Here is a 26,655-nt window from a genome sequence, read left to right as displayed (position 1 = left end):
CCCATGGCCCAGGCCCGCCGCAAGCGCCGCAAGACGACCCCCGCCCGCGCCTCGCGACCGATCCCGGGCTGGGTCTGGATGTTCGCCGGCCTGCTGATCGGGCTCGGGATCGCCGCCGTGCTCTATCTCCAGGGGGCCGATCGTTCACCCGACATCGGTGCCCTGTTCGGCGAACCGGAGCCCCCGGCCGAGCGCGCACCGGCAGCGGAGCCGGAGCGCCTGCCCACCGATGACGAGCCGCGGTTTCGCTACTACGAGCTGCTGCCCGAAGACGAGGTTCGCGTCCCCCGGGGCGAACGCGAAGTCCCGCAGGATCAGGTGGTCCCGCCCCCGGCCTCCCCGGCCGAGGGCGATCCTGTGATCCTGCAGATCGGCTCGTTCCGGCGGTTCGAACAGGCCGACGAGATGAAGGCCCGCATCTCTCTGCTGGGCCTGAGCCCGCAGGTGCACGAGGTCGAGATCGAGGGCGACACCTGGCACCGCGTCTTTGTCGGCCCCTTCACCCAGGAGGACGACGTCAACCGCGCCCTGGACCGCCTGCGCTCGGAGAACATCGAGGCCCTGCGCCTGCGTCATCGGGACGGTTGATGGCCGCGGCCGGCCCGGACCTGGACGCACTGGCGAGGACCGTAGAGGCCCTGCCGCAGGGCAGCGAACGCCGCGAACTGGGCGAACTGCTGCGCCGGGCCCGCCAGCGGCACAAGCGCGGCCAGCCCTGCGACCGGCTCGTCTCCACCCTGACCGAACGCCTTGCACACGCCGAACAGGGCGCCGCCGAACGCGAACGCCTGCGCCCGCAGCCCGTCTATGCCGGCGACCTGCCGATCCATGCCGAGCGCGAACGGATTGTCGCCGCGATCCGCGAACACCCGGTGCTGGTGCTGTGCGGCGAGACCGGCTCCGGCAAGACCACCCAGCTGCCCAAGCTGTGCCTGGAGGCCGGGCGCGGCGAGGCCGGGCTGATCGGCCACACCCAGCCGCGCCGTATCGCGGCCCGCTCGGTCGCCAGCCGCATCGCCGAGGAGCTGGGCACCACGCTCGGAGGCGACAAGACTTCCACCGTCGGCTTCAAGGTACGCTTCTCCGACCAAACCGGGCCGAACAACTGGGTCAAGCTGATGACCGACGGCATGCTGCTGGCGGAGCTGGCGCATGACCCGGAACTGCGCGCCTACGACACCCTGATCGTCGACGAGGCGCACGAACGCAGCCTGAACATCGATTTCCTGATGGGCGTGCTCAAGCGCCTGTCGAAGAAGCGCCCGGAGCTGCGCATCATCATCACCTCCGCGACGCTGGACCCGGAGCGGCTGTCCGCGTTCTTCGACGACGCCCCGATCCTGACCGTGGCCGGACGCACCTATCCGGTGGAGCTGCGCTACCGCCCGATCGAGCCGGAAGAGACTGGCGAGGACGAGAACACCGGACGCGGCGAACGCGACCTGTTCGACGGCATCCGCGACGCGGTCGCCGAATGCGAGCGTGCCGGCCCCGGCGACATCCTGGTGTTCCTGCCCGGCGAGCGCGAGATCCGCGACGCCCACAAGGCCCTGCGCGGCCAGGTGCGCGCGGACACCGAGGTCCTGGCGCTGTACGCGCGCCTATCCGCCCGCGAGCAGTCGCGGGTCTTTCAGTCCCACGCCGGGCGGCGCATCGTGCTGGCCACCAACGTCGCCGAGACCGCACTGACGGTCCCCGGCATCCGCTTCGTGATCGACTCGGGGCTGGCCCGCGTCTCGCGCTACTCCTGGCGCTCGCGGGTGCAGCGCCTGAGCCTGGAGCCGATCTCGCAGGCCGCCTGCGACCAGCGCGCCGGGCGCTGCGGACGGCTCGGCCCCGGCATCTGCATCCGGCTGTTCGCGGAGGACGACTACAACCTGCGCCCCCCGTTCACCGACCCGGAGATCCAGCGCTCCAACCTCGCCTCGGTGATCCTGCAGATGGCCGCGCTGAAGCTCGGCCAGCCGCGCCAGTTCCCGTTCGTGGACCCGCCCGACCCGCGCCTGGTCAAGGACGGCTACCGCCTGCTGGAGGAGCTGGGCGCGGTGGATGCGCGCGGGCGCATCACCCCGCGCGGCCGCCAGCTGGCGCGCATGCCCATCGACCCGCGCCACGGCGCGATGCTGCTGGCCGGGGCCGATCACGGCTGCGTGACCGAGACCGCGACCATCGCCGCCTTCCTGTCGCTGCAGGACCCGCGCGAGCGCCCGGCCGAGGCCACGCAGGCCGCGGACCAGGCCCATCGCGAGTTTCAGGTCGAGGGCTCCGACTTCATGGGCATGCTGAGGCTGTGGGAGGCCTGGCACACCGCACGCGAGGACCTTGGCTCGAATGCGCTGAAACGCTGGTGTCGCGAGCACTTCCTGAACTTCCTGCGCATGCGCGAGTGGCAGGAGCTGCGCGTGCAGCTCCTGCGCCAGGCCCGCGAGATGGACCTGAAGCCGAACCACCAGCCCGCCGACGCCGAGCCCGTGCACTGCGCGCTGCTGACCGGACTGGTCAGCCAGATCGGACAGAAGACCGAGCGCGGCGACTATCTAGGCGCACGCAACCGCCGCTTCCAGATCCATCCCGGGTCGGTCCTGGCGAAGAAGAAACCAGCCTGGGTGATGAGCGCGGAGATCGCCGAGACCACGCGCGTCTACGCCCGCGACAATGCCCGTATCGAGCCCGACTGGATCCTGGGCGCGGCCCCACATCTGCTCAAGCACCACATCTTCGAGCCGCACTTCCAGCGCCGCAGCGGGCGCGTCGGGGCCTTCGACCGCATCACCCTGTATGGCCTGGTCGTCGCCCCTAAAAAGCCGGTGGACTTCGCGAAGCACGACCCGGCCGAGGCGCGGCGCATCCTGATCCGCGAGGGCCTGGTCGGCGGCGAGCTGCGCACCCGCTCGAAGGGGGTACAGGCCAACCGCGAGGCGGTGGCCGAGATCGCCGAGCAGGAGGCGCGCGGGCGCCGGCGCGACCTGCTGGTGGAAGAGGATCGCCTGTTCGACTTCTATGATGCCCGCCTGCCGGCGGAGATCACCGACGGCACGAGCTTCGAGACCTGGGCACGCAAGACCGAGACGAAGGACCCGGACGCCCTGCGGATCGACCGCGCGGAGCTGCTGAACGAACCGGACACCGCACTCCCACAAGGGGCCTACCCTGACCACCTGGAGGTCGAGGGCCTGCGCCTGCCGCTGGCCTACCGCTTCGAACCGGGCCAGCCGGACGACGGCGTGACCGTGACCATCCCGATCGCGGCGCTGAACGCGGTACCCGACTGGCTGGGCGACTGGCTGGTACCGGGGCTGCTGGAGGAGCGCGTGACCGGTCTCTTGAAGAGCCTGCCCAAGGGCCTGCGCCGCCAGTTCGTGCCCGCGCCGGACTTCGCGCAGGCCGCGCTCGCGCGCATCGAGCACCGCCAGGGCCCGCTGATCCCGGCCTTGGCCGAGGCCCTGCGCGCGATGACCGGTACCGAGATCCCGCTGGATGCCTGGCGCCCGGAGAACCTGGAGCCACACCTGGTGATGCGCTTCCGCATTCTCGACCCGGAAGGCAACGAGCAGGCCAGCGGCCGCGACCTGGCCGCGCTGAAGCGCCGGCTGGGCGACAGCGCCGAAGCCCACTTCGACGCCAGCCGCCCGGACGAGATCACCCGCGAGGGGATCACCGAATGGGACTTCGGCGCGCTGCCGGAGAGCGTCGAATTCGACCACCAGGGGGCGCAGCTGCGCGCCTTCCCGATCCTGGTCGATCGCGGCGATGCCGTCTCGCTGGAGCTGGAACCGGACCCGGCGCGGGCCGCGCGGGCCCACCGCGCGGGCCTGCGCCGGCTGTTCCTGCTGGGCGCGCGCAAGACCGCCCGCGACCTGCGCCGCCAGCTCCCGGAGATCGAACGCGCCTGCCTGAACTACTCGACACTCGGCAGCTGCGAGGCCCTGCGCGACCAGATCCTTGAGGCCGCGGCCGACCGCGTGTTCCTGGCCGATCCCTGGCCACGCGATGCCGAAGCCTTTCAAGAACGCCTGGAGGGTCGCCTGCCCGAGTTCTCGCCCACGGTGATGGAGCTCTCGCACCTTGCCGCCGAGATCCTGCGCCACTGGCACGACCTGCGCACCCGGCTGCAGGGGGATCTGCCGCTTTCCTGGATCGAGGCCGCACGCGACATCCGCGGGCAGCTCGAGGCCCTGGTCCCGGCCGATTTCCTGCTGCGCACCCCGCATGACGTGCTGCCCGAGCTGCCGCGCTACCTGCAGGCAATCGACAAGCGCCTGGAACGCCTGACCCAGGCGCCGGACAAGGACCGCGCCCGTCGTGTGGCGGTCGAGCCGCTGTGGCAGCAGGCCCAGGAGCTGATCGCGCGGGCGCCGGACCACCCGGACGTGCTCGCGTTTCGCTACCGCATCGAGGAGTTTCGCGTCTCGCAGTTCGCCCAGGAACTGGGCACGCGCGAGAAGGTGTCGCCGAAACGGCTGGAACGCGAATACGCGGACGTGATCCAACGACTGGCAAGTGGTACATGAGCGTTCTTGATAAGGGAAGCAGCGGATGCGCGTAGTCGTGATCGGGGCCGGCGTCATCGGTGTGACCACCGCCTGGTACCTGCAGGAGGCCGGGGCCGAGGTCGTGCTGGTGGACGCCGCCCCCACCCCCGCCACCGGCTCCAGCCAGGCCAATGGCGGCATGCTGCATGCGAGCCACGCCGAACCCTGGAACACCCCCGGCGTCGGGCTGGACCTGCTGCGCTTTCTCGGCCGCACGGAGTCGCCGCTGCTGTTGCGCCCGCGCGCCCTGCCGGGGCTGGCCGGCTGGGGCCTGCGTTTTCTGTGGCACAGCCGCCGTTCGCTGTTCGAGCAGCACACCCGCCTGAATGCCCGCCTGGCCGCGTTCTCGCTCCGGGAGATCGACCGCCTGCAGCGGGAACTGGCGAGCGCGGGGCTGGACTTCGACTTTCGCCGCTGCGGCATCCTGAAGCTGTTCCAGGACCCGGCCAGCCAGGCCCACAACCGTGCCGCCAGCGAGGCGATGCGTGATGAGGATGTGCGCTTCGAGGACTGGGACGTGGAACGGATCATCGCCGAGGAGCCGGCATTGGCCCCGGTGCGCGACCGCCTGTGCGGCGGGCTGTTCTTCCCCGGGGATGCAATCGGCGACGCCGCCCGCTTCACCGAGCAACTGCTCGCGATCGGCCAGCGCCGGGGCATCCGCTATTACCCGAACGTCACCGTGCGGCGCCTGCGCACCCACCGTGGCCGCATCGATGCGGTGGAGACCTCCGAAGGGCCGATCGCGGCGGATGCCTGCGTGGTCGCCAACGGCTACCACGCCCCGGACCTGCTGCGTCCGCTGGGGCTGCATCTGCCCGTCGCCCCGGTGAAGGGCTATTCGCTGACCCTCCCGATGAACGCCGACTGCCAGCTGAACCTGCCGCTGATCGATGACGCCAACAAGGTGGTGATGACCCCGCTGGGGGAACGCCTGCGCCTGGCCGGCACCGCCGAATTCGCCGGCCGCGATCGCCATCTGAATACCAAGCGCGCGGCGAATGTCCTCGATCAGTGCCGGCGCACCCTGACCGGCCTGCCCGCGACCTTCGACCCGCAGACGATGGCACCCTGGACCGGGCTGCGCCCGATGAGCGCCCGTGGCACGCCGATCCTCGGCCCGACCGCCATCGAGGGCCTGCACCTGAATACCGGGTCCGGGCACCTGGGCTGGACGTTTGCCTGCGGCGCGGCAGCGCTGGTTCGTGCGGGGGTGCTGAACGAATCGCCGTCCCTTCCGATGGAAGACCTTAGGCTTTGATCTCGGCCCGGGGCGATGCGTTTCGCTGCGCTCAACACATCCTACAGCCCGCCCTGCCTATCGTAGGATGCGTTGAGCAACGCGAAACGCATCATGAGGCCATGCAGGCCACCCGGTTTAAGACGCCGGGAACACCATCCGGATGCGGGCACCATGCAGCTCCGGTGCCTGTTCGATATGCAGCTCGCCACCGTGGTCCTGCACCAGGGCCTGGATGATGCTGAGCCCCAGGCCCTGGCCGGCCTCGGCATCGCCGCGCACGTCGGCGCGCTCTCCCCGCTCCAGTACCCGGGCGCGATCCGCTGGCGCGATGCCGGGCCCATCGTCATCAATGGTCAGGGTGACGGCCTGCGGCGTGCAATGCGTCGAGATCCGCACCCGGCTGGTCGCATGGCGGATCGCGTTGTCCAGGGTGTTGCCCAGCAGTTCGAAAATCGCACCCGGCTCCATGCGCAGGGCACAGCCAGGGTCGAGCTCGCTGTCCAGGTCCACGCCCTGCTGGCTGGCGAGCCGTCCGAGCGCCTGGCAGGTACGCTCGATGATGGGGGCCAACGGCTCGGGCGCCTGGAACGGCGCCGGACCCAGGCGCTGCGCCTGACTGAGCTGGTGCTGCACCATGGCCTGCAGCCGGTCGACCTGGCGCCGCATGTCCTCGGGGTCGGGGTTCTGGCTCTCCAGGTTGAGACGCAGCGCGGAAATCGGGGTCTTCAGGCTGTGGGCCAGGTCAGCCAGGGCGTTCTGCTGGCGGTTCAGCCGCGCGCGCTCGAACTCGATCAGATCGTTGATGCTTCCGGTCAGGGCCTGCACCTCGGTCGGGTACGGGCCCTCCAGTCGCCCATGATCCCCGTGCCGCAGCGCCTCCAGGTCGCCCTGTACGCGGCGCAGCGGCCACAACCCCCAGAACCACAGCGCCAGCCCCAGGGCGACGATCAGCGAGAACGTCATCGTCATCAGCCCCTGCCAGAGGCTGGCGCGATACTGCTCCACCTGTTCCTCGAAGGCCTCTCGGTCCTCCAGCATCTGGAAGGTCAGCCCGACCTGGCCACCGTCCAGCTCCCACTGCACGGGGAGGCTGAAGGCGAAGAAGTCGTCCTCCGACCAGCCGCGCAGGGAGACCCCCACCGCGGACGGGGAGCGCCAGAGTGTGCGACCGTCGGGACCGAGGATGCGGGCATAGAGGCCACTGGCGGGCAGTTGCAGGCGGCTCTCGGGCAGCATATCGGGGACGCGGACCTCGTTGCGCCCGACGACCTCGACCAGCCCCATCAACAGCAGGACCTGGGCCTCCAGGCGTGTCTCGACGGCATCTGCCGCGTTGTCGCGAAAGGCGGCCTCCAGCACCCAGGCCGTCAGCAGGGAAAACACCAGCACGGTAGCCCCCGCGACCAGTGCCAGGCGCAGGGTCAGGCTGCTGCGGATCTGGCGCAGGGGGCGTCTCATGAGATGGCGGACGAAGGGGCGATGCAGCCTGTATGCGGCGTCATGAGTCCGAGGTGGAATCGGACGGGGTCGTGGCATCCGCCTCGCGCACGAAACGGTAGCCCCGACCGCGCAGGGTCTCGATCAGGCCCAGGCTGCCGTCCGGGTCCAGCTTGCGGCGCAGGCGGCCGATCAACACCTCGATCACGTTGCTCTCGCGATCCTCGTCGTGCTCGTAGAGGTAGTCCGCCAGCACCTCCTTGCTCAGCACGCGCCCCGGCTGGCGCACCAGCGTCAGCAGCAGGCGGTACTCGAAGGTGGTCAGCGAGACCGGCTCGTCGTTCAGGCGGACATCGTCGGTGGCGGTGTCGATCACCAGCGGCCCGAACAACAGCCGTTCGCGGCCGGCCTGCAGGCTGCGGCGAGCCAGGGCACGCAGGCGCGCGACCAGCTCCTGGATGTGAAATGGCTTGGTCAGGTAGTCATCGGCCCCGGCCTCGAGCCCTTCAACCTTGTCCTGCCAGCGGTCACGGGCCGTGAGGATCAGGATGGGCAGTTGTGGCTTGACCTCGCGGGCCTTGCGAATGACGTCGAGCCCGTCCATGCCCGGCAGCCCCAGGTCCACCACCGCGATATCGCAGTGGTACTCGGTCAGCAGGTACAGGCCGGTGTCGCCGTCCGAGGCGGTATCCACGCGACAGCCATTGTTCTCCATCTCTTCGGCGATCTGGCTGCGCAGAGCCAGGTCGTCCTCGATTACTACCACGCGCAGATTCATGGGTCGAGCTCCGTCCCTTCCTCGATCTTGATCGTTCGTACCTGCTGGTTGTCGGTCAGGATACGCACGATAAACACGCGATTCCCGTACTCGGTCAAATCTTCGCGTGCGGACAGGACTCGCCCCGGGTAGTTGGCCTCCACCCGCGACACCGCCTCGTCCAGGGTCCAGACGGCCGCGCGCGGGTCTTCGGTGATGAACTGGGCCTGCGCCGCGAAGGGCGCCACCAGGATCGCCAGCAGAAGCCCGAGCACACCCGCGCCGCCGATGACTCGGCGTCTCCGGCCACCGCCTTTGGCAACGGTCTCCGGTCCGGGGCGCATAGCGGTAGTCTCCGTGACGGTGTGGGCGAACAAACTCTTGCAGCTACAAGGCTATAGGCCTAGCCTGAACGTTATCTGAAACCGGATGTTCCCGTCATGACCCAAGCCCCTGCCCCCTCCGAACCCGAGGTACCCCTGGAGGAAGAAGCCGGCCCCCTGCGCTGGGACGAACTGATGCCGCATTTCGCCCGTGGTGTGGTGATTCGCGTGGCCCCCGAACTGGACCTGATCGAGGTGGCCCGCGCAATTCGCGACGATGCCACGCATCAGGTCAGCGAATGGCTGGCCAGTGATCAGGTCGCCCGTGCCACGGATGACGACGCACGGCGCTGGGCGGCGAACAACCCCGTCTTTACCGCCATCGTCGCCGCCCCCTGGGTACTCGCCCAGGAGCGCAGCACGGCGCACTGACCCGGCCATGGCCTCCCCCCTGGGCATCGAGGACGACACGCTGGCCCGCCTGATCCAGGCGGCGCGGGAGTTCCACGCCAAGGAGGAGGTCGTGTTCCCCGACTCGAACCCCGACACCTCGGACGATGACTGGGCCATGCAGGTCCTGGCGGACCACGCGGGCGATCTGACCCTGCGCGAGCTGGAGGACACAATGAGTGGGCTCGGGCCGGAATACCAGGCGGAGCTGCAAGCGCTCAGTGCGGTCGGCCGAGGCGACTACGCAGTCGAGGAATGGGAAAGCGCTCTGGAGGATGCCCGCGACGACTGGAGCCCGGACACAGCCCACCGCCTGGTTGCCAATCCGATGATCGCGGACGAATGGGAGGCCGGGCTGGAACAGATGCAGGCCGCCGATCAGTAAAAAGCGCTCCGGGCTCAGCCGGAGTCGAATTACACCCCCAGCGCGGCAGAATCGAACTGTACGGCGACCCCGTCTTCCATCACTCGCACCACCTGCGCCTGCACCCGCGGCGGTTCACCGCCATCCCCCAGCAGGCCGAACACCTGCAACATAAACTGATCGCCCGGACTCAGCCCCTTCAGGACATCAATCCCGGCCTGATCACGATCCTCCCAGGCCAGGAAGGCCCCACCGCCGGAGATATCGTTTGTGGTGAGCCGTACCTGGCTTCCATCACTGCATTCCGCCACCACCTCGACGGTCATCGGGATGCGCGGATGGCGCCGACGTTCCCCTGTCATGGCCTCTCTCCTGCTGCAGATGCCTTCTCAAGGCATCGAAAAGATGGATACGTTGTGCTATATCCCAGAACAATGATCGTTCCATCACACGATCAGGCGCAACTCCGGGCGAACACACCCGGAAGTGCATACCGGCCCGGCAACCGCACCGGGCAGTAGAAACAAGGCAGTACCGAGATAGCTGTCGCCATATAACAAAGTCACTTCACGACGGAGGAGTCCGTTCACATGAAGCAATCACGTTTGTTCGTGGCGGGGCTGGTGGCCTCGCTGGCGATGGCGGGTACCGCATCCCAGGCTATCGCCGACAATGACGAAATCACCCGTGGCCAGCTGATGGCCGCTTCCTGCAAGGCCTGCCACAACGCCGCCGGCGCCGAAAAGGGCGTGCCCGATCTGGGCCGAATCCCGCCGGAGGTAATCCAGAGCCAGATGCGCGCATTCCGCGATGGCGACCGTGACGCGACCATCATGGATCGTCACGCCAAGGGCTACACGGACGAAGAGATCGAAGCGATGTCGGTCTACTTCTCGCGCTTCTGATCACGGGGGATGACAACAATGCACAATTTTACTCGACGCCATTTCCTGAAGGCCTTCGGGATCACCAGCGCGGCCGCCCTGACCGGTATTGGCTGCGCCCCGCGTGCCGCCCGTAACGGCGCCAAGGCCCATGTGGTCGTGGTCGGGGGCGGCTCCGGCGGTGCCACCACGGCGCGCTACCTGAAACAGTTCTCTCCGGACATGATGGTCACGCTGATCGAACCCAACGCCACCTACGTCACCTGCTACGGCAGCAACTGGGTGATCGGCGGATTCGAGAGCATGGATGCAATCACGCACGGCTACGACAACCTGCGCGACCGTGACGGCATCGACGTGATCGAAGACAAGGTCGTTGGCGTGGACGCCGACAGCCGCACCGTCCGGCTCGAAAGCGGCGACAGCCTGCAGTACGACAAGCTGGTCATGTCGCCGGGAATCGACTTCAAGTACGACGACATGCCCGGCATCGAAGAGGCCGACGCGGAGACGATCCCGCACGCATGGAAGGCCGGCTCGCAGACCGAGCTGCTGCGCTCGCAGCTACTGGAGATGCCGAACGGTGGCGTGTTCGTCATGGTCGCGCCGCCGAACCCGTTCCGCTGCCCGCCGGGGCCGTACGAACGCGTCTCGCTGATCGCGCATTACCTGAAGGAGCACAAGCCGCGCTCCAAGATCATCGTGCTCGACGCCAAGGACAACTTCTCCAAGCAGGGCCTGTTCGAGGAAGGCTGGGAGATGCACTACGGCGACATGATCGAATGGCGTGCCGCGTCGGATGGTGGCCTGGTCGAGGAAATCGATGTCGGCGAGATGACCGCCCGGGCCGACAGTGGCTTCGAACGCGTACGCGCGGACGTGATGAACTTCATCCCGGCGCAGCGGGCCGGCCAGATCGCCCACGATGTCGGCCTGACCAACGACGAAGGCTGGGTCCCGGTCGACCAGCGAACCTTCAAGTCGGAGATGGACGACAACATCTACGTACTGGGGGACGCCAGCGTGGCGGGCGCCATGCCGAAGTCCGGCCACTCGGCCAACAACCAGGGCAAGATCGTCGCCGCGGCGATTGTGCGCGAGTTGATGGACCAGGAGCCGCTCGATCCCTCGTCGGCCAACACCTGCTACAGCCTGATCACCCCGGAACACGGGATCAGCGTGGCGGCCGTGTACAAGTACCAGGATGGTGCTCAAGCAGGCGTCGAAGGCTCTGGCGGTGTCAGCCCCTCGGGCGAGACCTCCAGCTTCCGCGCTCGCGAGGCCGCGTACACTCAGGCGTGGTACGCCGGGATCACCCAGGACATCTGGGGCTAGCCTCACTCACAGCCATGACGGCTGTAAACGACGGATGAAGACGGCGCCTGCGGGCGCCGTCTTCTTTTGTGGGGCGGCTCAGGCGTTCAAGTCAGGGATCAAGCGACTGCGCAGCCGCTGGATGGCGTCTTTCAGCTGCAGCTTGCGCTTCTTCAGCCGCTGGATCGCGAAGGCATCCGGTGCCGGTTGCTCGTGCATCACCGCGATCGCGGAATCCAGCGCCCGATGCTCGGACTCAAGCTCCGCCAGTCGTGCACGAATCTGACTCTCCGTCTCCAACAGCCCCTCCTCGCTTGTCTGTGCGGTCACGAGATACTTCCAGCTCGCGTATCATCGCAGACCCACCCCGCCCGGACCATCCCGCGCCCATGGCCATCCGCAACACCAGCCTGCCTATCGACACCCCCCGCGGCATACGCCTGAACGGCGTCCTGGTCGAACCGGATGACGGTCCGCTGCTGGGCCAGGCCTGCATCGCACACTGCTTCGCCTGTTCCAAGGACTTCCCCGCGACCGTGCGCCTGGCGCGCGCCCTGGCGGAAGAGGGCATCGCCACGCTGCGTTTCGACTTCGCCGGCCTGGGCGACTCCGAGGGCCGCTTTCGCGACAGCACGCTGGATACCTATTGCGAGGACCTGAACGCGGCCCTGGACGCATTGAAACAGGCGACCGGCGAGCCCACCGACCTCCTGATTGGCCACAGTTTCGGCGGGGCCATGGCCATCCACGTCGGCAGCCAGCGCGAAGAACTGGGCGGCATTGTCACCATCGCCGCACCCAGCCGGCCCGGCCATGTCGCGCACCTGTTTGGTGACATCGCTGACACCATCGAGCGCGAAGGCTTCGCCCGCGTCAATATTGGCGGCCGCCCGGTCGAGATCGGACGGGCATTCCTGGATTCGATCGAAGAGCCGACACTGGACAGTGCCCTGGAACGCATGACGCAGCCGCTGCTGCTGCTGCACGCCCCCGGCGATACGGTGGTGAGCGTCGATCACGCCCGCCGGATCTTCCAGCAGGCCCACCACCCCAAGAGCTTCGTCGCCCTGCACCAGACCGACCACCTGCTCTCGCGCCCGGAGCACACCCGGTATGTCGCCGGGTTGATCCACGCCTGGGCCGCCAACCTGCTCGATTAGCCCCAGCGCACGCCGAACTGTAGGAGGCCAGCCCTCTGGCCGATCGGACGCCGGAAAAAACCATCGGCCAGAGGGCTGGCCTCCTACACCATGACCCAGGGCCTACCAGTAATTCTCGGTGGTGATCTGCCCCGGCTTGCGGCGGCGGTTCTTCTCCAGCCCGCGCTCGCGGAGGATGGTGGCGGTGTCCTTTACCATAGCCGGGTTGCCGCACAGCATCACCTGCGAGTGCTCCGGCGCGATCTCGAGCCCGGCGTGATGCTCCAGGCGGCCCTCGGCAATCGCCGCGGGGACGCGGCCCTCGAGCCCGCCCGGGCAGGGTTCGCGGCTAACGAACGGGATGTACTGAAACTGTTTCGGGGCGCGTTCCTGGAACTGCCGGATCGTATCCTGGTAGGTCAGTTCGTCCGCCTTGCGCACGGCGTGGATCAGCCGGATGTTCTCGAAGCGTTCCCAGGGGGTGTCGGTCTTCAGCATCGACAGGAAGGGCCCCAGCGCGGTGCCGGTGGACAGCAACCACAGGTCGCGACTGTCCGGCAGCTCGTCCAGGGTGAAGAACCCCGTGGCGCGCGGCATCAGCTCGACCGTGTCCCCGGGCTCCAGCTGCACCAGCCGGTTCGACAAGGGGCCCTCCGGCACCGTGATCAGGTAGAAATCCAGAGGGGTCTCGTCCGGCGCGTTCACATAGGAATAGGGGCGTGCGACCGGCTCGCCGTCGATCTCCAGGCGCAGCCGGTTGAACTGCCCGGCCTTGAACGGCTCCACATCCGCCTCTACCCGCAGCGAGAAGAGGCGATCCGTCCACTGTTTGCACTCCTGCACGGTCCCCGTGACCCAGCCCATATTTCCGACTCCATGACTCAAGTATTATCCAGACTGGTGCCGCGCCCGGATGGTTTCAAGCTGTCCTTCAGACGATGCGGATTAATCCGCCCCGCCCCAATCCGTATAATCGGCGCCCGAATCCCCAATCAAAGCTTAACGGAGCAACCATGGCCCGCACCCCCTCGCAGATGATCGAACTGGGCACCGAGGCCCCGAACTTCTCCCTGCCGGACGCCATCTCCGGCGACACCATCAGCCTCGACAGCTTCCCCGACGCGAAAGGCTACATGATTGCCTTCATCTGCAATCACTGCCCGTTCGTGCAACTGATCCGCCACGAGTTCGCGCGCTACGGCCGCGAATACTCGGACAAGGGCATTGCGGTGATCGCAATCAACTCCAACGACATCCAGGCGGTACCGGACGACGCCCCGGACAAGATGCGCGACGACGCCCGTCGTTTCGGCTACAAGTTCCCCTACTGCCTGGACGAGGACCAGTCCGTGGCCAAGGCCTACCACGCCGCCTGCACCCCGGACCTGTACCTGTTCGATGCCGACCGCAAGCTGTACTACCGCGGCCAGTTCGACGAGACCCGCCCCGGCTCCGACACACCGGTCACCGGGCGTGACCTGCGCGCCGCCAGCGATGCCCTGCTGGCCGGCCAGCCGGCCCCCGAGCCGCAGCATCCAAGCCTCGGCTGCAACATCAAGTGGCGCCCGGGCAACGAGCCAGATTACTACGGCTGACGCACCTGCCGGAGCGGGCCGGCCCGCGCAGCGGCCGCGCCCGCCGTATACTGAACGCACACCCTGAACCATGGCCACCGCATGCCGCCCAGCAACGTGATCGACGGCCCGCGGGTCGCCACCTGGCGCTGTCCCTCCTGCCAGGAGGCCGTCCCGCGCCTGCTGCCCAATGGCGAGAGCAACCGCATCCCGATCCCGCCCGCGCGCATGGTCTTGCCGGACAATACCGTGCGTCAGGCCTGTGAACGCGTGCAGGGGTTGCGTGCGCCGGAGATCTGCTTTGCCTGCGGCCAGGCCTACCATGAGCTGCTGGGCACGCTGGTACGCCCGCCAGCCGAGTTGGGCGATGCCCGTGGCGAGCCCGGGCTCAATGACACCGGGATCATCGGGGCCCTGCTGCCGATCGCCGACCAGGGCACACAGATCCTGATCTTCAACGTGGTCGACCAGGAACTGCGCTGCACCGAGATCGAGCGCCTGGCCAGCTTCAACCCCGACCGCCTGACCTACCCCGGTTCGCGCGGCGCCATCGCTCCGCGCATCTGGGCCCTCTACGAAGACCACCTGGCCCAGCTGCACGCCCGCGCACCGGTCCCGTACCACCCCGAATAGCACTTGTCACCGCGAGGCGCGCAGCGCCGTGGCCATCTCTTGGAGCAGCATGAGTCCATGCCCTCTCGCCGTCATCCCGGAAACCGCGCCGCGGTTATCTAGGATCTCGTGCGCCAAGGCGATGGGAACCGCGGGAGACTCCGGCTCTACGCTGCGCTCCGGCCGGAATGACACGGGAAGCGCACTGACCGGAAAAAGACAGTGCCTCAGGCGTCGTCGTCAGCATCCACGCGCGCCAACATGCGCATACCGCCGACCATGCAGCGCAGCGCCTCCAGGGTCTGCAGATCGAAATCTGCCCCGGTCTCGCCGGGCAACTGCCAGTACTTTGGCCGGCAGGTCGCGGGGCGCTGTGACGGTATGGCGCGGGCCGCGGCCGTATCCAGCGCCACCAGCAGATCGGCCCAGGCCAGATCGGCGTCCGTCACCTCGGCCATCGCCTGCGCCGGGCGCACCTCGATCCAGTTCTCCAACTCGGCCGCCGCGGCCAGCTCCGCCACTCGCGCGGCGCGCCCGTCGGGGCGTTCCGCGGCCACCAGCAGCCGCGCACGACGCTTATACATCTCCGCCACCGGGCAGGTGCTTTTGAATGGTACCGCTGACCACCGTCAGGCTATAACGCAAATGATCGAAACGGAGAACGGACGGCATGGCCCACCTCGACTGGTCGCATTATCCGGTGAATGAACTCAAGCTCGTCTACAGCACGCTGCACGCGCAGCTTACGCTGGCGCCGGAGTTGATGGATTCCGAACTGATGGCCGACCTGCAGACCCACCTGCAACAGGCCGCGAAGGCCGACGGCGTGGACGTCTCCACCCACTCCCAGTGGGCCGCCTGGCTGAACGACCGCTGAGCCCCAAGGGCATCACTGCGCACAAGTGCCCGACTGGCCGGAGGGCTGGCCCTCTACAACGAGGCCCGCCACAGAAAAGCACTGATCACTACAACGCTTGCTGCATCTTCTCAAGGCGGCAGACCAAAGCGGGAAGGTGCTCATCTACCAGATTCCAGATCGTGTCGCTGTCGATACCCAGATACGCGTGAATCAACCGGTTTCGGGTCGCGACAATCATGCGCCAGGGGATATCCGGGTGCGCCTCCCGCGCTTCGGAAGGAATATGCCCGGCCGCCTCACCGATCAGTTCGAGGTTTCGAAGCACCGCATCGTAGACCAGCTCGTTCTGCACGAACGCATCACGATCAAGGCCATCCGTATAAGCCATGGCCTTGCGTGCAAATCGAATCATGTCGTCAAGGTAGAAGTGCCACTCGCGCGCTCCCATTGAGTCAGACACGAATCGCCTCGCGCTCGACGTACGGACGCAGCTCGGCGCGCAGGGCCTTTTCGGAGATCAGGTCCACCGGGTGTCCTAACAGGTCTTCAAGATAGAACTGAACGCCAAAATACTGCTGGGCTGAGGCCGGACCGTCGTAGCCGACAAGAATATCCACATCACTCTGCTCGCCGGCTTCGTCACGGGCCAGCGATCCGAACAACGCCAGCCCACGTACACCGAATTCACGCTCGAGATGGGCCCGATGCTCCCTTAGCGCCTGCAATACGGCAGCACGACTCAGGCTGCGAGATGGTTGGTCCATTGCCTCGTCCTGTTGTTGCACGGCGGTCTTACCCATTCAAATATTCAGGCGTCGCCGGCGGTGGCCTTGCGGTGTTCTGCGGCGAAGTCGAGCATGCGCTGCGTGGCCACCAGGGCCTTCTGGCGCGCGGCTTCGTCGACGAAGATCTCGTTCTTCGCCGGCTCCGCCGTATCTTCCAGCGTCTCGGCCAGCGAGACCAGGTCGTTCATGGCCATCCACGGGCAGTGGGCGCAACTGGTGCAGGTCGCGCTGTGGCCGCCGGTGGGCGCCTCGATCAGGGTCTTGCCCGGGGCCACCTGCTGCATCTTGTAGAAGATGCCCTTGTCCGTGGCAACGATGAATTCCTGTTCCGGGCGGTTCTTCACCGCCGCGATCAGCTGGCTGGTGGAGCCGACCACATCGGCCTGATGGATGACCTCGCGCGGGGACTCCGGATGCACCAGCACCGCGGCGCCGGGGTGGCGGCCGCGCAGGTCCTCCAGCGCCCAGGCGCGGAACTCGTCGTGCACCACGCAGGAGCCGTCCCACAGCACCATGTCGGCACCGGTGGTGCGGCGGATGTAGTCGCCCAGGTGTTTGTCCGGCGCCCACAGGACCTTCTTGCCCTGATCGCGCAGATGCTCGACCAGCGGCACGGCGATGCTCGAGGTAACGACGTAGTCGGCCTGTGCCTTTACGTCCACCGAGGTGTTGGAGTACACGACCACGGTGTGGTCCGGATACTGGGCACGGAACTTCGCGAACTCCTCTGCCGGACAGCCAAGATCCAGCGAACACTCGGCCTCCAGCGTCGGCATCAACACGCGTTTTTCGGGGCTCAGGATCTTGGCCGTCTCGCCCATGAAGCGCACCCCGGCCACCACCAGCGTCTCGGCCGGATGCTCCTTGCCGAAGCGGGCCATCTCCAGCGAATCGGACACGCAGCCGCCGGTCTCGTCCGCCAGACGCTGGAGGGACTCGTCCACGTAGTAGTGCGCCACCAGCACCGCGTTGCGCTCGATCAGCAGGCGCTTGATGCGACGCACCAGTTCGTCGCGCTGGGCATCGGTCAACGCATGCAGCGAGGCCGTCACGTGATCCGTGCGCGGAACCTGGAAGATCGGAATTTCGGCCACCGGTGCAGTCATGGGTCCTCAACACCCCGGCATACGGGGCAAATTATCGTTAGCTAATAGTACGACAGGCCCCAGGGCGCTGTCGTTCCTACACATTGTGGGGGCGTGCCCGCGCATCCCAACCCGGGCGCCTATAATGCCCACGCGATGGACGACCTCACCCGCCAATACAAGGCGCTGTCATTTGAAGAGCGCATGGACCTGGCCCTGTCCGCGGACTTGGAGGCGCACTGGCGCCCCCTGCTGGTCCGCGACCAGCACGCCCAGGTGAAGGCCTACTTCTCCCGGCGCATGGACCTGACGCCCGAGGAGGTCGCCCTGCTGCTGGCCGACCCCAACCAGACCGTGCGCCTGAACTGCGCCAAGCGCCCCGACCTGACACCGGAACAGGTCGAGGCCTGCGTGAACGACCGCGACCCGAACCTGCGCTACTTCGTCGCGCGCAATCCGCTTCTGACCGAAGCACAGCGGGAACAACTGATGGATGACGAAGACGAACTGGTGCGCATCGCGGTGCGCAAGGGCCCGAAAAAACGCGGGACCCGCGCCCGCCCCGGACAAGCCGAGATGATCCGTTGACCGAGACCCGTCCCGAAAAACCGAAACGCCCGAAGCCCTCCCGGCGCCGCCGCGCCCTGAGCTGGGGCATCCAGATCGGGATCGCTCTGGTGATCTTCCTGGCCGTGCGCGCCTGGATGGCGCGCGACATGGTCGAGGGCCCCGCACCCGAATTCGAGGCACAGCTGCTGGATGGCACGCCGGTAACGCTCGCGGATTACGCGGACGAGCCCATGCTGCTGCACTTCTGGGCCACCTGGTGCCCGATCTGTCGCCTGGAGGAAGGCGAGATCGTGCGCCTCTCGCAGAGTCACCCGGTGCTCACGGTCGCCATGCAGTCCGGCACGCCGGAGGAGGTGCTGGAGCACCTGAACGAACGCGAGCGCGAACTGGCCGTGGTCAACGACCCGCAGGGCGAACTCGCTTCGCAATACAACGTCCGCGGCGTACCCGCGACCTTCATCATCAACCCCGACGGCGAGATCGTCTTCCGCAAACAGGGCTACGCCCCGCCCCTGGAGTTGCGCCTGCGCCTCTGGCTCGCTCGTTGGCTGTAGGGAAAACTGAGCAGTCTCACGTCGAGACGGTGCAATTCGCTGCGCTCAGCGCACCCCACGCCGACCTCATATCCACCCACGCCCTCGCTGCCGCCACTCAAGCCGCCCGCGGCTCAATTTCACGACGCACGCGTTCCGAAAGTTCGAGTTGCGCCTGCCTCAGTTCATACTCGAGCTGGAGGTTCAGCCAGAAACGCTCGGAAGTGCCGAAATAACGCGCCAACCTCATGGCCGTGTCAGCCGAAATGCCACGACGCTCGCGCACAATGTCGTTCATGCGCGTCGTCGGAACATGCAATGCCCCAGCAAGCGCGTTCACACTGAGACCCAACGGGGCAAGAAACTCCTCGCGCAGGACCTCACCTGGATGGATGGGTCGCATACCGCTTGTGCTCATGGTCTAACCTCCTTCCGGAACCCTTCAGTGGTAATCGACGATCTCCACATCCTCGGGACCTTCGTCCGTCCACCGGAAACAGATGCGCCACTGGGCGTTGATTCGGATGCTGTGCTGCCCTTCGCGGTCGCCAGACAGGGCCTCCAGCCGGTTCCCCGGCGGAGAGCGCAAATCCTGCAGTGTCTCCGCCGCTTGAAGCTGAATCAGCTTGCGCTCCACGATTGTTCGGACGCTCGACCAACGCCGACTCCTGCCCGTTTCGAACAGCGCCCGGGTTTCCCTACACCGAAAGCTTCTGATCATGGAAACAGAATATAACGCTTAACGGTAAGCAGCAAACTAATGGTGCAGTTCGCTGCGCTCAGTGCACCCTACGCATCGCCACCCGACCGTAGGATGCGTTGAGCAAAGCGAAACGCATCGTGCTCAGGCAACCGAGCGCCTAATCATCCAACTCCCGCAGGACGCGGAAGCCGAGATTGGTGTCCATCTCGTCGATGTTGCGGCGGCGCCGGGCAGCGCTGCGGGTGTTTACGGCCGGGTCGAACCACGAGCCGCCCTTGACCACGACCCACTCGTTGTCCGGGTCGCGACGATAGACGCCATCGCGCGGCAGGCTGGCATGGTTGTCATGCCAGGGTGAGGAGGTGAACTCCTGCACGTTGCCGTGCATGTCGTACAGGCCCCACAGGTTCGGCTGGAAGCTGCCGACATCCAGCGGACGGGACAGCGGGAAACAAGCCGGGATGTACCACCTGCGGCGCTGGCGGCGCTCCTCATAGGGAAACAGGGAGTTGAAGTGCACGTCGCGGCAGCCCACCACCTCGCCGAAGGCAAAAGGCGTGCGCGTACCGGCCCGGCAGGCGTATTCCCACTCGGCCTCAGTAGGCAGACGATAGCGCTTGCCGGTCTCCTCGCTCAGCCAATCGAGATACTGCTGGATCGACGCGGGCTTGATGTTGAAGATCGGCGTTCGTGGTGTCCGCGGCCACACCAGCCAGTCCCAGGGCTCCCAGCCCGCCGCCTCGGCGAAGGCGTCCCACTCCTCGCGCGTAACGGCAAAGCGGCCCAGGGCAAAGGGCTTCTCCAGCACCACATAGCGCCGCGGCGATTCGTGCTCCTGATGCCCATACTCCGACGCGTCCGAACCGATCTCACCCTCACCCGGCGGGATCACCTGCAACTCGGGCGTCAGCGCACCCGAACGCGCCTCGTCACGGAACGTGACATCCAGCCGCGCCTTTCGCGCCGCCCGCTGCTGCAGATCCAAGAGATCCGCCTGCTCCATCGCCCGAACGCCCTTCGCCATCAGACCCTCTCACACAGAATTTTGGGCTAGCCGATAACCGAACGTGCGGTACCGCATTCAGTGTGTAGGCAACATCCGTCCACAGCCGTTCCCGGCATAGGCGCTAGGAGGATATCCACGCAACTAATCGAGGCATCTCAAGAAAATCAGGTCGCCACTAGGACCAGGAGCTCACCAGCATTCGGGGGGCTCACGCTCGGTCTCACCTTCGCTACGCACGACTTCGATCCTCATGGTTCCTGTTCCACAGGTCGAATCCGTTATCCCATCGACCTTCGTCGCCCGAACAATGAACTCATCACCGGATGCACTGGAAATCTCGATAGTCCATAGCCCTTCATCACTCACCGCCTCGAGGCCCAGATCCGATAGCTCGGCAGCAAACTCCCGGTTGTTGGCACGATGGCGCTCCTGACGGAGCATTACGTCCGTCAGCGCGTTGCGGGCATCTGCCCGCTCGGCCCGCATGACGTAGTTTTGATAGGCCGGAAACGCGATCGCGGCGAGAATGGCGATCACGACGACAACAATCATGAGTTCAATCAGGGTAAATCCCAAGACGAAGCGCTTTTTGCCCATGGCACTCTCCGGCGACTGCGAACCAGCGGGTTCACAACGAGCATATCACCGACAGGGACACCTGCCGCGACCGACGCGCGAACGGTCCTTTGGGCTCAGCGAACGGCTACACGCCCTGACCGCTGAGGCCCATACTATATGCACAGCAACCTATATTCCCGAGGCCCCAACCGGATGTCATCCGAACCACGCCAGCACCGAACCCGGCTGCGCCCGATGCGCGGCTTCACCTTGATCGAATTGATCGTGGTGGTCTCGGTGCTCGCGATCATAGCAACGCTTGCCGCGCCGAACTTGATGGCGCTGTTAGATAACCGGCGCCTCAACGGGGCGGCCGAAGCGATCCTGGCAGAGCTCCAGTTCGCCCGGTCAGAAGCCATCATGCGTTCGCGCGAGATCACACTCGAACTGGGCTCCAATGGCACCTGGCTGCTAACACGAGACGCCGACAACGCGCAGATCCGGGCACTCGACGCAGAGGACTACCCACGGATCGAGTTCACCTCCAATAACACATGGGACGAAGGCGTTCTGATGGACCCGGTACGCGGCCTGGCGCTGCGCGCCAACAGTGCAGATCAGGTGATCTCCCCGATGGCCAGCATTACCGTTACAGACCCCCGAGGCCGCGCACTCGAAGTTCGCCTGAATGCGCTGGGCAGAGCCTGGATTTGCCAGACCGGCGGCAGCGGACGTTACGGGGCTTGCACACAATGAGCACGCGAAATCTGCCTTCAAATATTTGCGCTTTCACACAACCGCGCAGACCTGGCCGTGGTCGCCAGAGCGGCGTGACCCTGGTCGAACTCATGATCGGACTAGTGGTCGGCCTTGTTGTCCTCCTGGCCCTCTCCACGATCTACATCGTGACTGTAAGCGCCAGCAACGAAACGCTCTCGTCTGTTCGCCTTAACCAGGACATGCGCTCCTCCATGCTGATCATCTCGTCCGACCTGCGTCGCGCCGGGTACTGGAATCAGAACATGAATGCCTCCAACCCCTTTCCTGCTGGCACCGGCGGAGGGCTAGAACTTTCGGACTGCGCCAGTACTGCCCGTGATTGCAGCCGCCTGAACTACGCCTTCGACCGCAATCGCGACGGCTCTATCGCTAACGAAGAGTCCTACGGTTTCCGCTTCATCGACGGCTCCATCCAGATGCGCAACCCCTCGGCCGACCCCGACGAAGAAGAATGGGTAACACTCGTCGGCGGCTCAAACGATCCAGTCGAAATCACGGGCCTGCGATTCACCGCGATCGCCAACCCGGACGACGGTCCAGGCCAATTCCTCTGCCGGAACATCACTACTGGAGAAGCCAATTTCTCAGCCTGCTCCGCCGATGCATCCGACGCCGGCGAAACCGGCGAAACTGTACTCCAGAAGCGCCGAGTTCAAGTAATCATGGAAGGCCAGATGGGTAACCACAGAGCCACCCTGACCGAAACCGTGCGTGTCCGGAACGACCGGCGCGTCACCCTGCAATAGCCAGGAGCGCCATACGCCATGCCGATTACCACATCAAAAAGCTCGCCCTTCCACTCGGCTCCGCCGCAGCGCCAATCTGGCGCCATGGCTCTAGTCGTCGGGGTGATCCTGTTCTTTGGGGCGACTTTGATCGCGTTATATACAACCGACCCAGTCCGTACCGAGCAACAGGTGGCAGGTAACGAGTACCGGGCGTTTCAGGCACTAAACGCCGCTGAAGCGGGCCTAGGCCATGTTCAATCCTTTTTCATCTCGGGCGGGACCGATGACCTCTGCGGACCGCATTCGCTGGGTCCGAACGGTGACCGAGGAAGCTTCGCGGTCATTCGCATCGATAACGAACCTTGCGACTCGTACGAAGCGCCCTCCGACGTAGACGCCATTGGTTACAGGACCGTCAACATTGAGGTAGAAGGGCGCAGCGACGATGGTTCGGCCATCCGAAACCTGTCACAAAGCGTCTTCCTGATGGACTTCGGCGAAGGGGAGTCAGAAGGGACTCTCGCCCCGCTCAATTTTGCTGGACAGGTCGATTTCGAAGCGCCCAACAGTAACGCTTTCCGGGTGGACGGATCCGGCGGCCCAGCAATCTCGCTTCAGGATGCTGCCAACCGTGATGCTGTGATTAATGCAATCGCCGAAGTCGGTCGGGCCGACAACTATAGCGGCCCCATTTCAGATGGCGGCTTTGGCGAACCTTGGGACAGCCCCGCAATGCTCAATGAATTCGTCACCGCTATCGAAAGCACCCCCGGCGCGGGCGACGGGTCACAAGGACTCGACGGCATCAACGTCATTGATGGGGATTTCGAAATGAAGGGCAATGACAGCGGCTCTGGAATTCTGGTGGTGAAAGGAGGATTCACGACCACAGGAACGCCAAGCTTCGATGGACTCATTATCGTCCTCGGTGGTAGCTACACAATGACTGGGGGAGGCCAAGGCGGCGTAGGGGGAGGCCAAGACGGAGGCGACGCAAAAGGTGGGTCCGTTTTTGTAAGCAACCTCATCGAGAGCACCGTCAACGGTGAAACGCAGTACCAGTATGGTGAGACAAGCTTCGAAAGCTCAGGCGGCGGCAACGCACAGTTCACATTCAATTTTGATGCTCTCAATGCCGCGCGCGACTTACTAAGCGAGCAAGCAAGAGACCTCTGGCATCTAGAAGATCCCTCCGGACCATCAGGCCCTAATATTTATGGGGCTGGCATCCAGACGGGAATTATCGACGGCAGCTGGGTGGACTTCGAATGAAAAACAGTTATCGCATCGCGCTCGACCAATCGAAGCACGCCTTCCATCACCGGAACCAAGGTTTCGCCCTTCTTGAGGCGATGATCGCACTGGTCGTCTTCGCCGTCGGCTTGTTGGCAGTGGCGCAGTTCCATGGAACGCTACTCAAAACAAGCGCCGAAAGCAAAGCTTCCAGTGAAGCGCTGTACATAGCCCAACAGAAGGTCGACGAGCTGAGATCTGTGGGATGGGAGGAGCTCCAAAGTGGGAGTGAGACCGGCATTGAGGGCACTAACGATATTTTTGATATTGAGTGGGGCGTCGCCAAGGATGGCGGGGATCTCGCTCAGGTTTTCGTCAGAGTGAACGGCTCGGAGATTGAGGGGATTCAACTCTATACTGCCATTTCCCGAGTGGCGGATATCGCGCTATCTCAGAGCGATGGCGACGGGGTCACTGGTTCATATCCCGTGGACAGCGAAGGAGATCCAGAACTGCCGACCGACGCTGAGCTCGGCCGGACCGTAGACGGATTCGAAGTCCGGAGGGAGAACGGGGAGGTGAGCGAGATTATCGACCCTGACTCGGGCGATTTCCTGCAACTTCCGAATGGTGGCGCCCGAATCAGCGGGAACATCTTCTTCCTCGACACCGACTTTGAAGGGAGCTTGCCGCCGATACAGGTAACCGCTACAGGAAACTCACTCTGCCGCGTATTCCCCGGGCAGGGGCGCACCAACAGCACGTCTTTCGGGGACTACGAGGCACTGGGGTATTCCTGTCACGTTTCCAACGGCTGGCTGGGTAATATTGTCGCCTTTTCTATGGAACCCTCCGCCCAAGTCTGCATGGGCTCCCCGAACAACCGACCGCAGGCGGTTTCGGGCGGCGGGGGGGGGCGCCGTTGAGCGCCGTTACTTTGGCGCGCGCATCACCGAGAATGACGAGATCGTCGAGATTGGTATCACAGGAAGCCGCGAGGAGGACAAGGCCAGCATTGGCACAGTCTGCGAGCGCGACGAAGATTGTGAAGGCTCCGAGGTTGAAGTGTTCGTCCCCGGCGGGCATCACTTCCTGGTGACCCGAGAAGGAACCGATTGCAATGAGGCCATGACTCGCTTCAGCTCGGAACATGTCGCTCACGAGATGTACGACGCAGACAGCGCAGACAACCCCAATAACCCGTTCTACGACAACCCGGCTGGCCTGGTGTGCACCACTCGCCCCACCTGTGGCGCCGTAACCCAGACCCGCACCACCTTCCGCACCCGAATGAGCGGATTCCTCGACGCAGGTAGCAACGTCTCGACCGCTGATGCACGGATGTCGGGTGGCTCGCTCGAGTGCCAGACGTTCGGGCGGCTCGGGGGCGGGGATGGCAGCGGAGCCTACTGGTGTCCGGTCACCGACCCCATGCGCAGTTCCGCTCAGGGCGTCGTCGGCGCGGCCTCCGGATCCGGAGTCGAGGTAGACGAACTTTGGGGCTACCGAATTGAGCGCGGCGACCAGGGCGAGCTCATCGAAAAGCGTGCCGGGCGTTCGGCTTCCTCACTCAACATTGAAAAAACACTCGACTTCAACAGCTTCGGGTTCGCACTGGCTGCCCGCGGCAGTGGTGACGATGACGATGATGATAATGACGGCGACCCGCCCCCATCCGGATCGGAATGCACGACCGTCGTGCAGGGCAACCTCCGGAACTCGAACCAGAACGTTTCTGTCGCTCTGCCCACTTCAGGGGGTACTTGCTCCCAGACCGGCAATACCTATTCCTGCTTCATTGAAGCCGCAGAAGGGGAGACGTTCGAACTGGAGGCGTCGGGGCCGGGTAATCAACTGAGCGATTTCCGGGGAGAAACGAACTGCGACACGATCAACTATAGCTTCTAGCATCATGGGAAGGGTTGAGTCACGAGAACAGGGCGCGCGCGGATGATACGGGCTTCGGGAAACGTGGCGCGTTCACATCGCTGGCAATAATTTACGCGCGCCTTTAGAGTCATGGCTCAACCAACTCAGGGAGGAGTCTGGTATGCGCAAGGATGCGCTCGGGCTGACGCTCGTGGAATTGATGGTGACGCTGGTGGCGTTTGCGGTGCTGATCGGCATCGCGGCACCCGCTTTCGGTAATCTGGTCGAGCAAAATCGCGTGACCAGCGCGACGAATTCCTTTCTGGCCACCCTGCACCTTGCGCGTAGCGAGGCGATCCGTCGCGGCTCGCCGGTCACGCTGTGCACGTCCCAGGATGGCGCCACCTGTTCGGCGGCAATCGACTGGGACGGCGGCTGGCTCCTTTATCAGAACGCCGCACTGGCCACACAGCCGCCAGGGCCTGATGCGATCGTGCGCGTGGGGCAGGAAGCCCCGCGTGTGGAAATCGCTGGCAACACCCCCACCCGTCACTACATCAGTTTCGACGCATTGGGGCAGTCGCAGCAGCTCTCCGGTGCCTGGCTAATGGGGACCGTCAGTGTCTGCGCGGGCGAAGGCTCGGGGCGGGCGATCGTGCTGTCGAATACCGGGCGACCGCGAGTGGGCGAAGCAACATGCGGCTGAGATGATAAAGACACCGTCCATTGCCGTATTTGGACCGCCGGTTAGAACAGGACTACTCGCGGCCCTTCCCATCATCTAGAAATGAGCCCGTCATGGAAGACTTGGCTATCCGACAAACCCGGCGAAAGGGATTTTCGCTGGTGGAGCTGATGATCACGATTACCGCGCTGGTGATCCTGATCAGCCTCGCCATCCCGCACTTCTCCACCCACGTGGAGAACCACCGCACCTCGGCGACCACCAACGAACTCGTCAATGCCCTGAATCTCGCCCGCAGCGAGGCAGTCCGCCGCGGGCGGCCCGCAGCCGTATGCCCGGATGGCAACGACTGGGAGGGTGGCTGGGAGGCACGGGTGTTTGCCGTGGACGAAGACCCGAACGACTGTAGCCAGGGCACGGCCATGCGGCAATGGTCAGGCCCGGCCAGCCCCATTCGGCTCGCGGCCAATGGCTCACTCGCCTTCGACGCCCTGGGTGCCCAGTCCAGTCCGGAACCGAACGATGCCGCTATTCGCGTCTGGCCGCAAGGCTGCAACGGCGAGCGCGCGCGTTCGCTGCATGTCGAGCCGGGCGGGCGCGTATCGACACAGCCCGACAGCTGCCCGGAATAG

The 26,655-nt window shown here is 65.4% G+C and carries 34 protein-coding genes; 20 read left to right on the top strand and 14 right to left on the bottom strand.

The window, feature by feature from the left end; genetic code table 11:
• Nucleotides 1-3: 3 nt before the first annotated feature.
• Genes F468_RS0102070 through F468_RS0102060 form a run of 3 tightly spaced genes read left to right on the top strand, consistent with a single transcriptional unit; the run spans nt 4 to nt 5,793 of the window.
• Nucleotides 4-588 (top strand): SPOR domain-containing protein, encoded by a 585-nt coding sequence (locus F468_RS0102070; RefSeq protein ID WP_018139011.1) that lies wholly within the window; start codon nt 4-6, stop codon nt 586-588.
• Nucleotides 588-4,511 (top strand): ATP-dependent RNA helicase HrpA, encoded by a 3,924-nt coding sequence (gene hrpA / locus F468_RS0102065; RefSeq protein ID WP_018994537.1) that lies wholly within the window; start codon nt 588-590, stop codon nt 4,509-4,511. Before F468_RS0102070 ends, hrpA begins: the two co-directional genes overlap by 1 nt.
• A gap of 25 nt (nt 4,512-4,536) precedes the next feature.
• Nucleotides 4,537-5,793 (top strand): FAD-dependent oxidoreductase, encoded by a 1,257-nt coding sequence (locus F468_RS0102060; protein WP_018994536.1) that lies wholly within the window; start codon nt 4,537-4,539, stop codon nt 5,791-5,793.
• A 117-nt stretch (nt 5,794-5,910) separates the two neighbouring features.
• On the opposite strand, the gene F468_RS0102055 is transcribed toward F468_RS0102060, so the two are convergent.
• From F468_RS0102055 to F468_RS0102045, 3 genes are read right to left on the bottom strand one after another with little or no spacing between them, the layout of a single operon-like run.
• A complete protein-coding gene (locus tag F468_RS0102055) occupies nt 5,911-7,233 on the bottom strand; it encodes a HAMP domain-containing sensor histidine kinase (RefSeq protein WP_018139008.1) in 1,323 nt (440 codons plus the stop codon).
• 40 nt (nt 7,234-7,273) lie between these two features.
• On the bottom strand, nt 7,274-7,990 hold the full coding sequence (locus F468_RS0102050) for a response regulator transcription factor (RefSeq protein WP_018139007.1): 717 nt from the start codon (nt 7,988-7,990) through the stop codon (nt 7,274-7,276).
• Entirely contained in the window at nt 7,987-8,313 is a 327-nt protein-coding gene (locus tag F468_RS0102045; RefSeq protein ID WP_018139006.1) for a PepSY domain-containing protein, read from the bottom strand. Before F468_RS0102045 ends, F468_RS0102050 begins: the two co-directional genes overlap by 4 nt.
• Before the next feature lie 96 nt (nt 8,314-8,409).
• Here F468_RS0102045 and F468_RS0102040 point away from each other — a divergent pair, with 96 nt between their 5' ends.
• Entirely contained in the window at nt 8,410-8,724 is a 315-nt protein-coding gene (locus F468_RS0102040) for a DUF2288 domain-containing protein (RefSeq protein ID WP_018139005.1), read from the top strand.
• 7 nt (nt 8,725-8,731) lie between these two features.
• Nucleotides 8,732-9,127, top strand: a complete 396-nt coding sequence (locus F468_RS0102035) for a DUF3775 domain-containing protein (protein ID WP_018139004.1) — start codon at nt 8,732-8,734, stop codon at nt 9,125-9,127.
• Nucleotides 9,128-9,156: 29 nt separating this feature from the next.
• Here F468_RS0102035 and F468_RS0102030 read toward each other — a convergent pair whose 3' ends face one another.
• Complete coding sequence (locus F468_RS0102030) at nt 9,157-9,468, bottom strand: PilZ domain-containing protein (protein WP_018139003.1); 312 nt, start codon at nt 9,466-9,468, stop codon at nt 9,157-9,159.
• A gap of 228 nt (nt 9,469-9,696) precedes the next feature.
• Between F468_RS0102030 and F468_RS0102025 the strand changes: the two genes are divergently transcribed.
• Both F468_RS0102025 and F468_RS0102020 read left to right on the top strand, forming a co-directional pair.
• Nucleotides 9,697-10,011, top strand: coding sequence for a c-type cytochrome (locus F468_RS0102025; RefSeq protein ID WP_018139002.1), 315 nt, complete (start codon nt 9,697-9,699; stop codon nt 10,009-10,011).
• A gap of 18 nt (nt 10,012-10,029) precedes the next feature.
• A complete protein-coding gene (locus F468_RS0102020) occupies nt 10,030-11,325 on the top strand; it encodes an NAD(P)/FAD-dependent oxidoreductase (protein ID WP_018139001.1) in 1,296 nt (431 codons plus the stop codon).
• Nucleotides 11,326-11,403: 78 nt separating this feature from the next.
• Here the strand turns inward: F468_RS0102020 and F468_RS0102015 are convergent, their stop codons facing one another.
• Nucleotides 11,404-11,604 (bottom strand): YdcH family protein, encoded by a 201-nt coding sequence (locus tag F468_RS0102015; RefSeq protein WP_017926214.1) that lies wholly within the window; start codon nt 11,602-11,604, stop codon nt 11,404-11,406.
• 89 nt (nt 11,605-11,693) lie between these two features.
• On the opposite strand from F468_RS0102015, the gene F468_RS0102010 reads away from it, so the two are divergent.
• Nucleotides 11,694-12,464, top strand: a complete 771-nt coding sequence (locus tag F468_RS0102010; RefSeq protein WP_018139000.1) for a carboxylesterase — start codon at nt 11,694-11,696, stop codon at nt 12,462-12,464.
• 102 nt (nt 12,465-12,566) lie between these two features.
• On the opposite strand, the gene F468_RS0102005 is transcribed toward F468_RS0102010, so the two are convergent.
• On the bottom strand, nt 12,567-13,307 hold the full coding sequence (locus F468_RS0102005) for a ferredoxin--NADP reductase (RefSeq protein WP_018994535.1): 741 nt from the start codon (nt 13,305-13,307) through the stop codon (nt 12,567-12,569).
• A gap of 149 nt (nt 13,308-13,456) precedes the next feature.
• On the opposite strand from F468_RS0102005, the gene F468_RS0102000 reads away from it, so the two are divergent.
• Together F468_RS0102000 and F468_RS0101995 are read left to right on the top strand one after the other, a co-directional pair.
• On the top strand, nt 13,457-14,038 hold the full coding sequence (locus F468_RS0102000) for a thioredoxin family protein (protein WP_018138998.1): 582 nt from the start codon (nt 13,457-13,459) through the stop codon (nt 14,036-14,038).
• 81 nt (nt 14,039-14,119) lie between these two features.
• On the top strand, nt 14,120-14,650 hold the full coding sequence (locus F468_RS0101995; RefSeq protein WP_018138997.1) for a hypothetical protein: 531 nt from the start codon (nt 14,120-14,122) through the stop codon (nt 14,648-14,650).
• Nucleotides 14,651-14,856: 206 nt separating this feature from the next.
• Here the strand turns inward: F468_RS0101995 and F468_RS0101990 are convergent, their stop codons facing one another.
• Complete coding sequence (locus F468_RS0101990) at nt 14,857-15,213, bottom strand: hypothetical protein (protein WP_018175182.1); 357 nt, start codon at nt 15,211-15,213, stop codon at nt 14,857-14,859.
• A gap of 86 nt (nt 15,214-15,299) precedes the next feature.
• Between F468_RS0101990 and F468_RS0101985 the strand changes: the two genes are divergently transcribed.
• Nucleotides 15,300-15,506: a hypothetical protein gene (locus F468_RS0101985; RefSeq protein WP_018649187.1), complete on the top strand. Its 207-nt coding sequence runs from the start codon at nt 15,300-15,302 to the stop codon at nt 15,504-15,506.
• An 88-nt stretch (nt 15,507-15,594) separates the two neighbouring features.
• Here the strand turns inward: F468_RS0101985 and F468_RS0101980 are convergent, their stop codons facing one another.
• Genes F468_RS0101980 through nadA form a run of 3 tightly spaced genes read right to left on the bottom strand, consistent with a single transcriptional unit; the run spans nt 15,595 to nt 17,379 of the window.
• Complete coding sequence (locus F468_RS0101980) at nt 15,595-15,936, bottom strand: DUF86 domain-containing protein (RefSeq protein ID WP_018994534.1); 342 nt, start codon at nt 15,934-15,936, stop codon at nt 15,595-15,597.
• 4 nt (nt 15,937-15,940) lie between these two features.
• On the bottom strand, nt 15,941-16,252 hold the full coding sequence (locus tag F468_RS0101975) for a nucleotidyltransferase family protein (protein ID WP_026296405.1): 312 nt from the start codon (nt 16,250-16,252) through the stop codon (nt 15,941-15,943).
• 44 nt (nt 16,253-16,296) lie between these two features.
• Nucleotides 16,297-17,379, bottom strand: a complete 1,083-nt coding sequence (gene nadA / locus F468_RS0101970; protein ID WP_018993434.1) for a quinolinate synthase NadA — start codon at nt 17,377-17,379, stop codon at nt 16,297-16,299.
• Between the two features lie 135 nt (nt 17,380-17,514).
• On the opposite strand from nadA, the gene F468_RS0101965 reads away from it, so the two are divergent.
• Together F468_RS0101965 and F468_RS0101960 are read left to right on the top strand one after the other, a co-directional pair.
• On the top strand, nt 17,515-17,946 hold the full coding sequence (locus tag F468_RS0101965) for a hypothetical protein (RefSeq protein ID WP_018175180.1): 432 nt from the start codon (nt 17,515-17,517) through the stop codon (nt 17,944-17,946).
• Complete coding sequence (locus F468_RS0101960) at nt 17,943-18,482, top strand: protein disulfide oxidoreductase (protein ID WP_018994533.1); 540 nt, start codon at nt 17,943-17,945, stop codon at nt 18,480-18,482. The genes F468_RS0101965 and F468_RS0101960 overlap by 4 nt, the downstream gene beginning before the upstream one ends.
• Nucleotides 18,483-18,579: 97 nt before the next feature.
• Here F468_RS0101960 and F468_RS0101955 read toward each other — a convergent pair whose 3' ends face one another.
• The 4 genes from F468_RS0101955 to F468_RS0101940 form a co-directional block, all read right to left on the bottom strand.
• Nucleotides 18,580-18,879 carry a HigA family addiction module antitoxin gene (locus F468_RS0101955; RefSeq protein WP_012981638.1) on the bottom strand — a complete coding sequence of 100 codons (300 nt, stop codon included), beginning with the start codon at nt 18,877-18,879 and terminating at the stop codon, nt 18,580-18,582.
• A 24-nt stretch (nt 18,880-18,903) separates the two neighbouring features.
• The gene (locus tag F468_RS0101950; protein ID WP_012981637.1) at nt 18,904-19,182 is read right to left on the bottom strand and encodes a type II toxin-antitoxin system RelE/ParE family toxin; all 279 of its coding nucleotides are present in this window, start codon (nt 19,180-19,182) and stop codon (nt 18,904-18,906) included.
• Between the two features lie 139 nt (nt 19,183-19,321).
• Complete coding sequence (locus tag F468_RS0101945; protein ID WP_026296486.1) at nt 19,322-20,188, bottom strand: SUMF1/EgtB/PvdO family nonheme iron enzyme; 867 nt, start codon at nt 20,186-20,188, stop codon at nt 19,322-19,324.
• 171 nt (nt 20,189-20,359) lie between these two features.
• Nucleotides 20,360-20,767, bottom strand: a complete 408-nt coding sequence (locus tag F468_RS0101940) for a type IV pilin protein (protein WP_018994531.1) — start codon at nt 20,765-20,767, stop codon at nt 20,360-20,362.
• 216 nt (nt 20,768-20,983) lie between these two features.
• Between F468_RS0101940 and F468_RS0101935 the strand changes: the two genes are divergently transcribed.
• The 7 genes from F468_RS0101935 (at nt 20,984) to F468_RS0101910 (ending at nt 26,655) form a co-directional block, all read left to right on the top strand.
• Complete coding sequence (locus F468_RS0101935) at nt 20,984-21,484, top strand: GspH/FimT family pseudopilin (protein WP_018994530.1); 501 nt, start codon at nt 20,984-20,986, stop codon at nt 21,482-21,484.
• Nucleotides 21,481-22,254 carry a PilW family protein gene (locus F468_RS0101930; protein ID WP_255349411.1) on the top strand — a complete coding sequence of 258 codons (774 nt, stop codon included), beginning with the start codon at nt 21,481-21,483 and terminating at the stop codon, nt 22,252-22,254. Before F468_RS0101935 ends, F468_RS0101930 begins: the two co-directional genes overlap by 4 nt.
• A gap of 18 nt (nt 22,255-22,272) precedes the next feature.
• Entirely contained in the window at nt 22,273-23,508 is a 1,236-nt protein-coding gene (locus F468_RS0101925; protein WP_018994528.1) for a pilus assembly PilX N-terminal domain-containing protein, read from the top strand.
• Nucleotides 23,505-24,395, top strand: coding sequence for a prepilin-type N-terminal cleavage/methylation domain-containing protein (locus tag F468_RS14625; protein WP_018994527.1), 891 nt, complete (start codon nt 23,505-23,507; stop codon nt 24,393-24,395). The genes F468_RS0101925 and F468_RS14625 overlap by 4 nt, the downstream gene beginning before the upstream one ends.
• 139 nt (nt 24,396-24,534) lie before the next feature.
• Nucleotides 24,535-25,377 (top strand): hypothetical protein, encoded by an 843-nt coding sequence (locus F468_RS14620; protein ID WP_231373168.1) that lies wholly within the window; start codon nt 24,535-24,537, stop codon nt 25,375-25,377.
• A 142-nt stretch (nt 25,378-25,519) separates the two neighbouring features.
• Nucleotides 25,520-26,044, top strand: a complete 525-nt coding sequence (locus F468_RS0101915) for a GspH/FimT family pseudopilin (protein WP_018994525.1) — start codon at nt 25,520-25,522, stop codon at nt 26,042-26,044.
• Nucleotides 26,045-26,136: 92 nt separating this feature from the next.
• Nucleotides 26,137-26,655, top strand: a complete 519-nt coding sequence (locus F468_RS0101910) for a GspH/FimT family pseudopilin (protein ID WP_018994524.1) — start codon at nt 26,137-26,139, stop codon at nt 26,653-26,655.

It is taken from the genome of Thioalkalivibrio sp. ALJ2 (genome assembly GCF_000378325.1).
Lineage (GTDB): Bacteria > Pseudomonadota > Gammaproteobacteria > Ectothiorhodospirales > Ectothiorhodospiraceae > Thioalkalivibrio.
The sequence above is the reverse complement of the archived record's forward strand: the minus strand, read 5'-3'. Positions and strand labels throughout refer to the sequence as shown.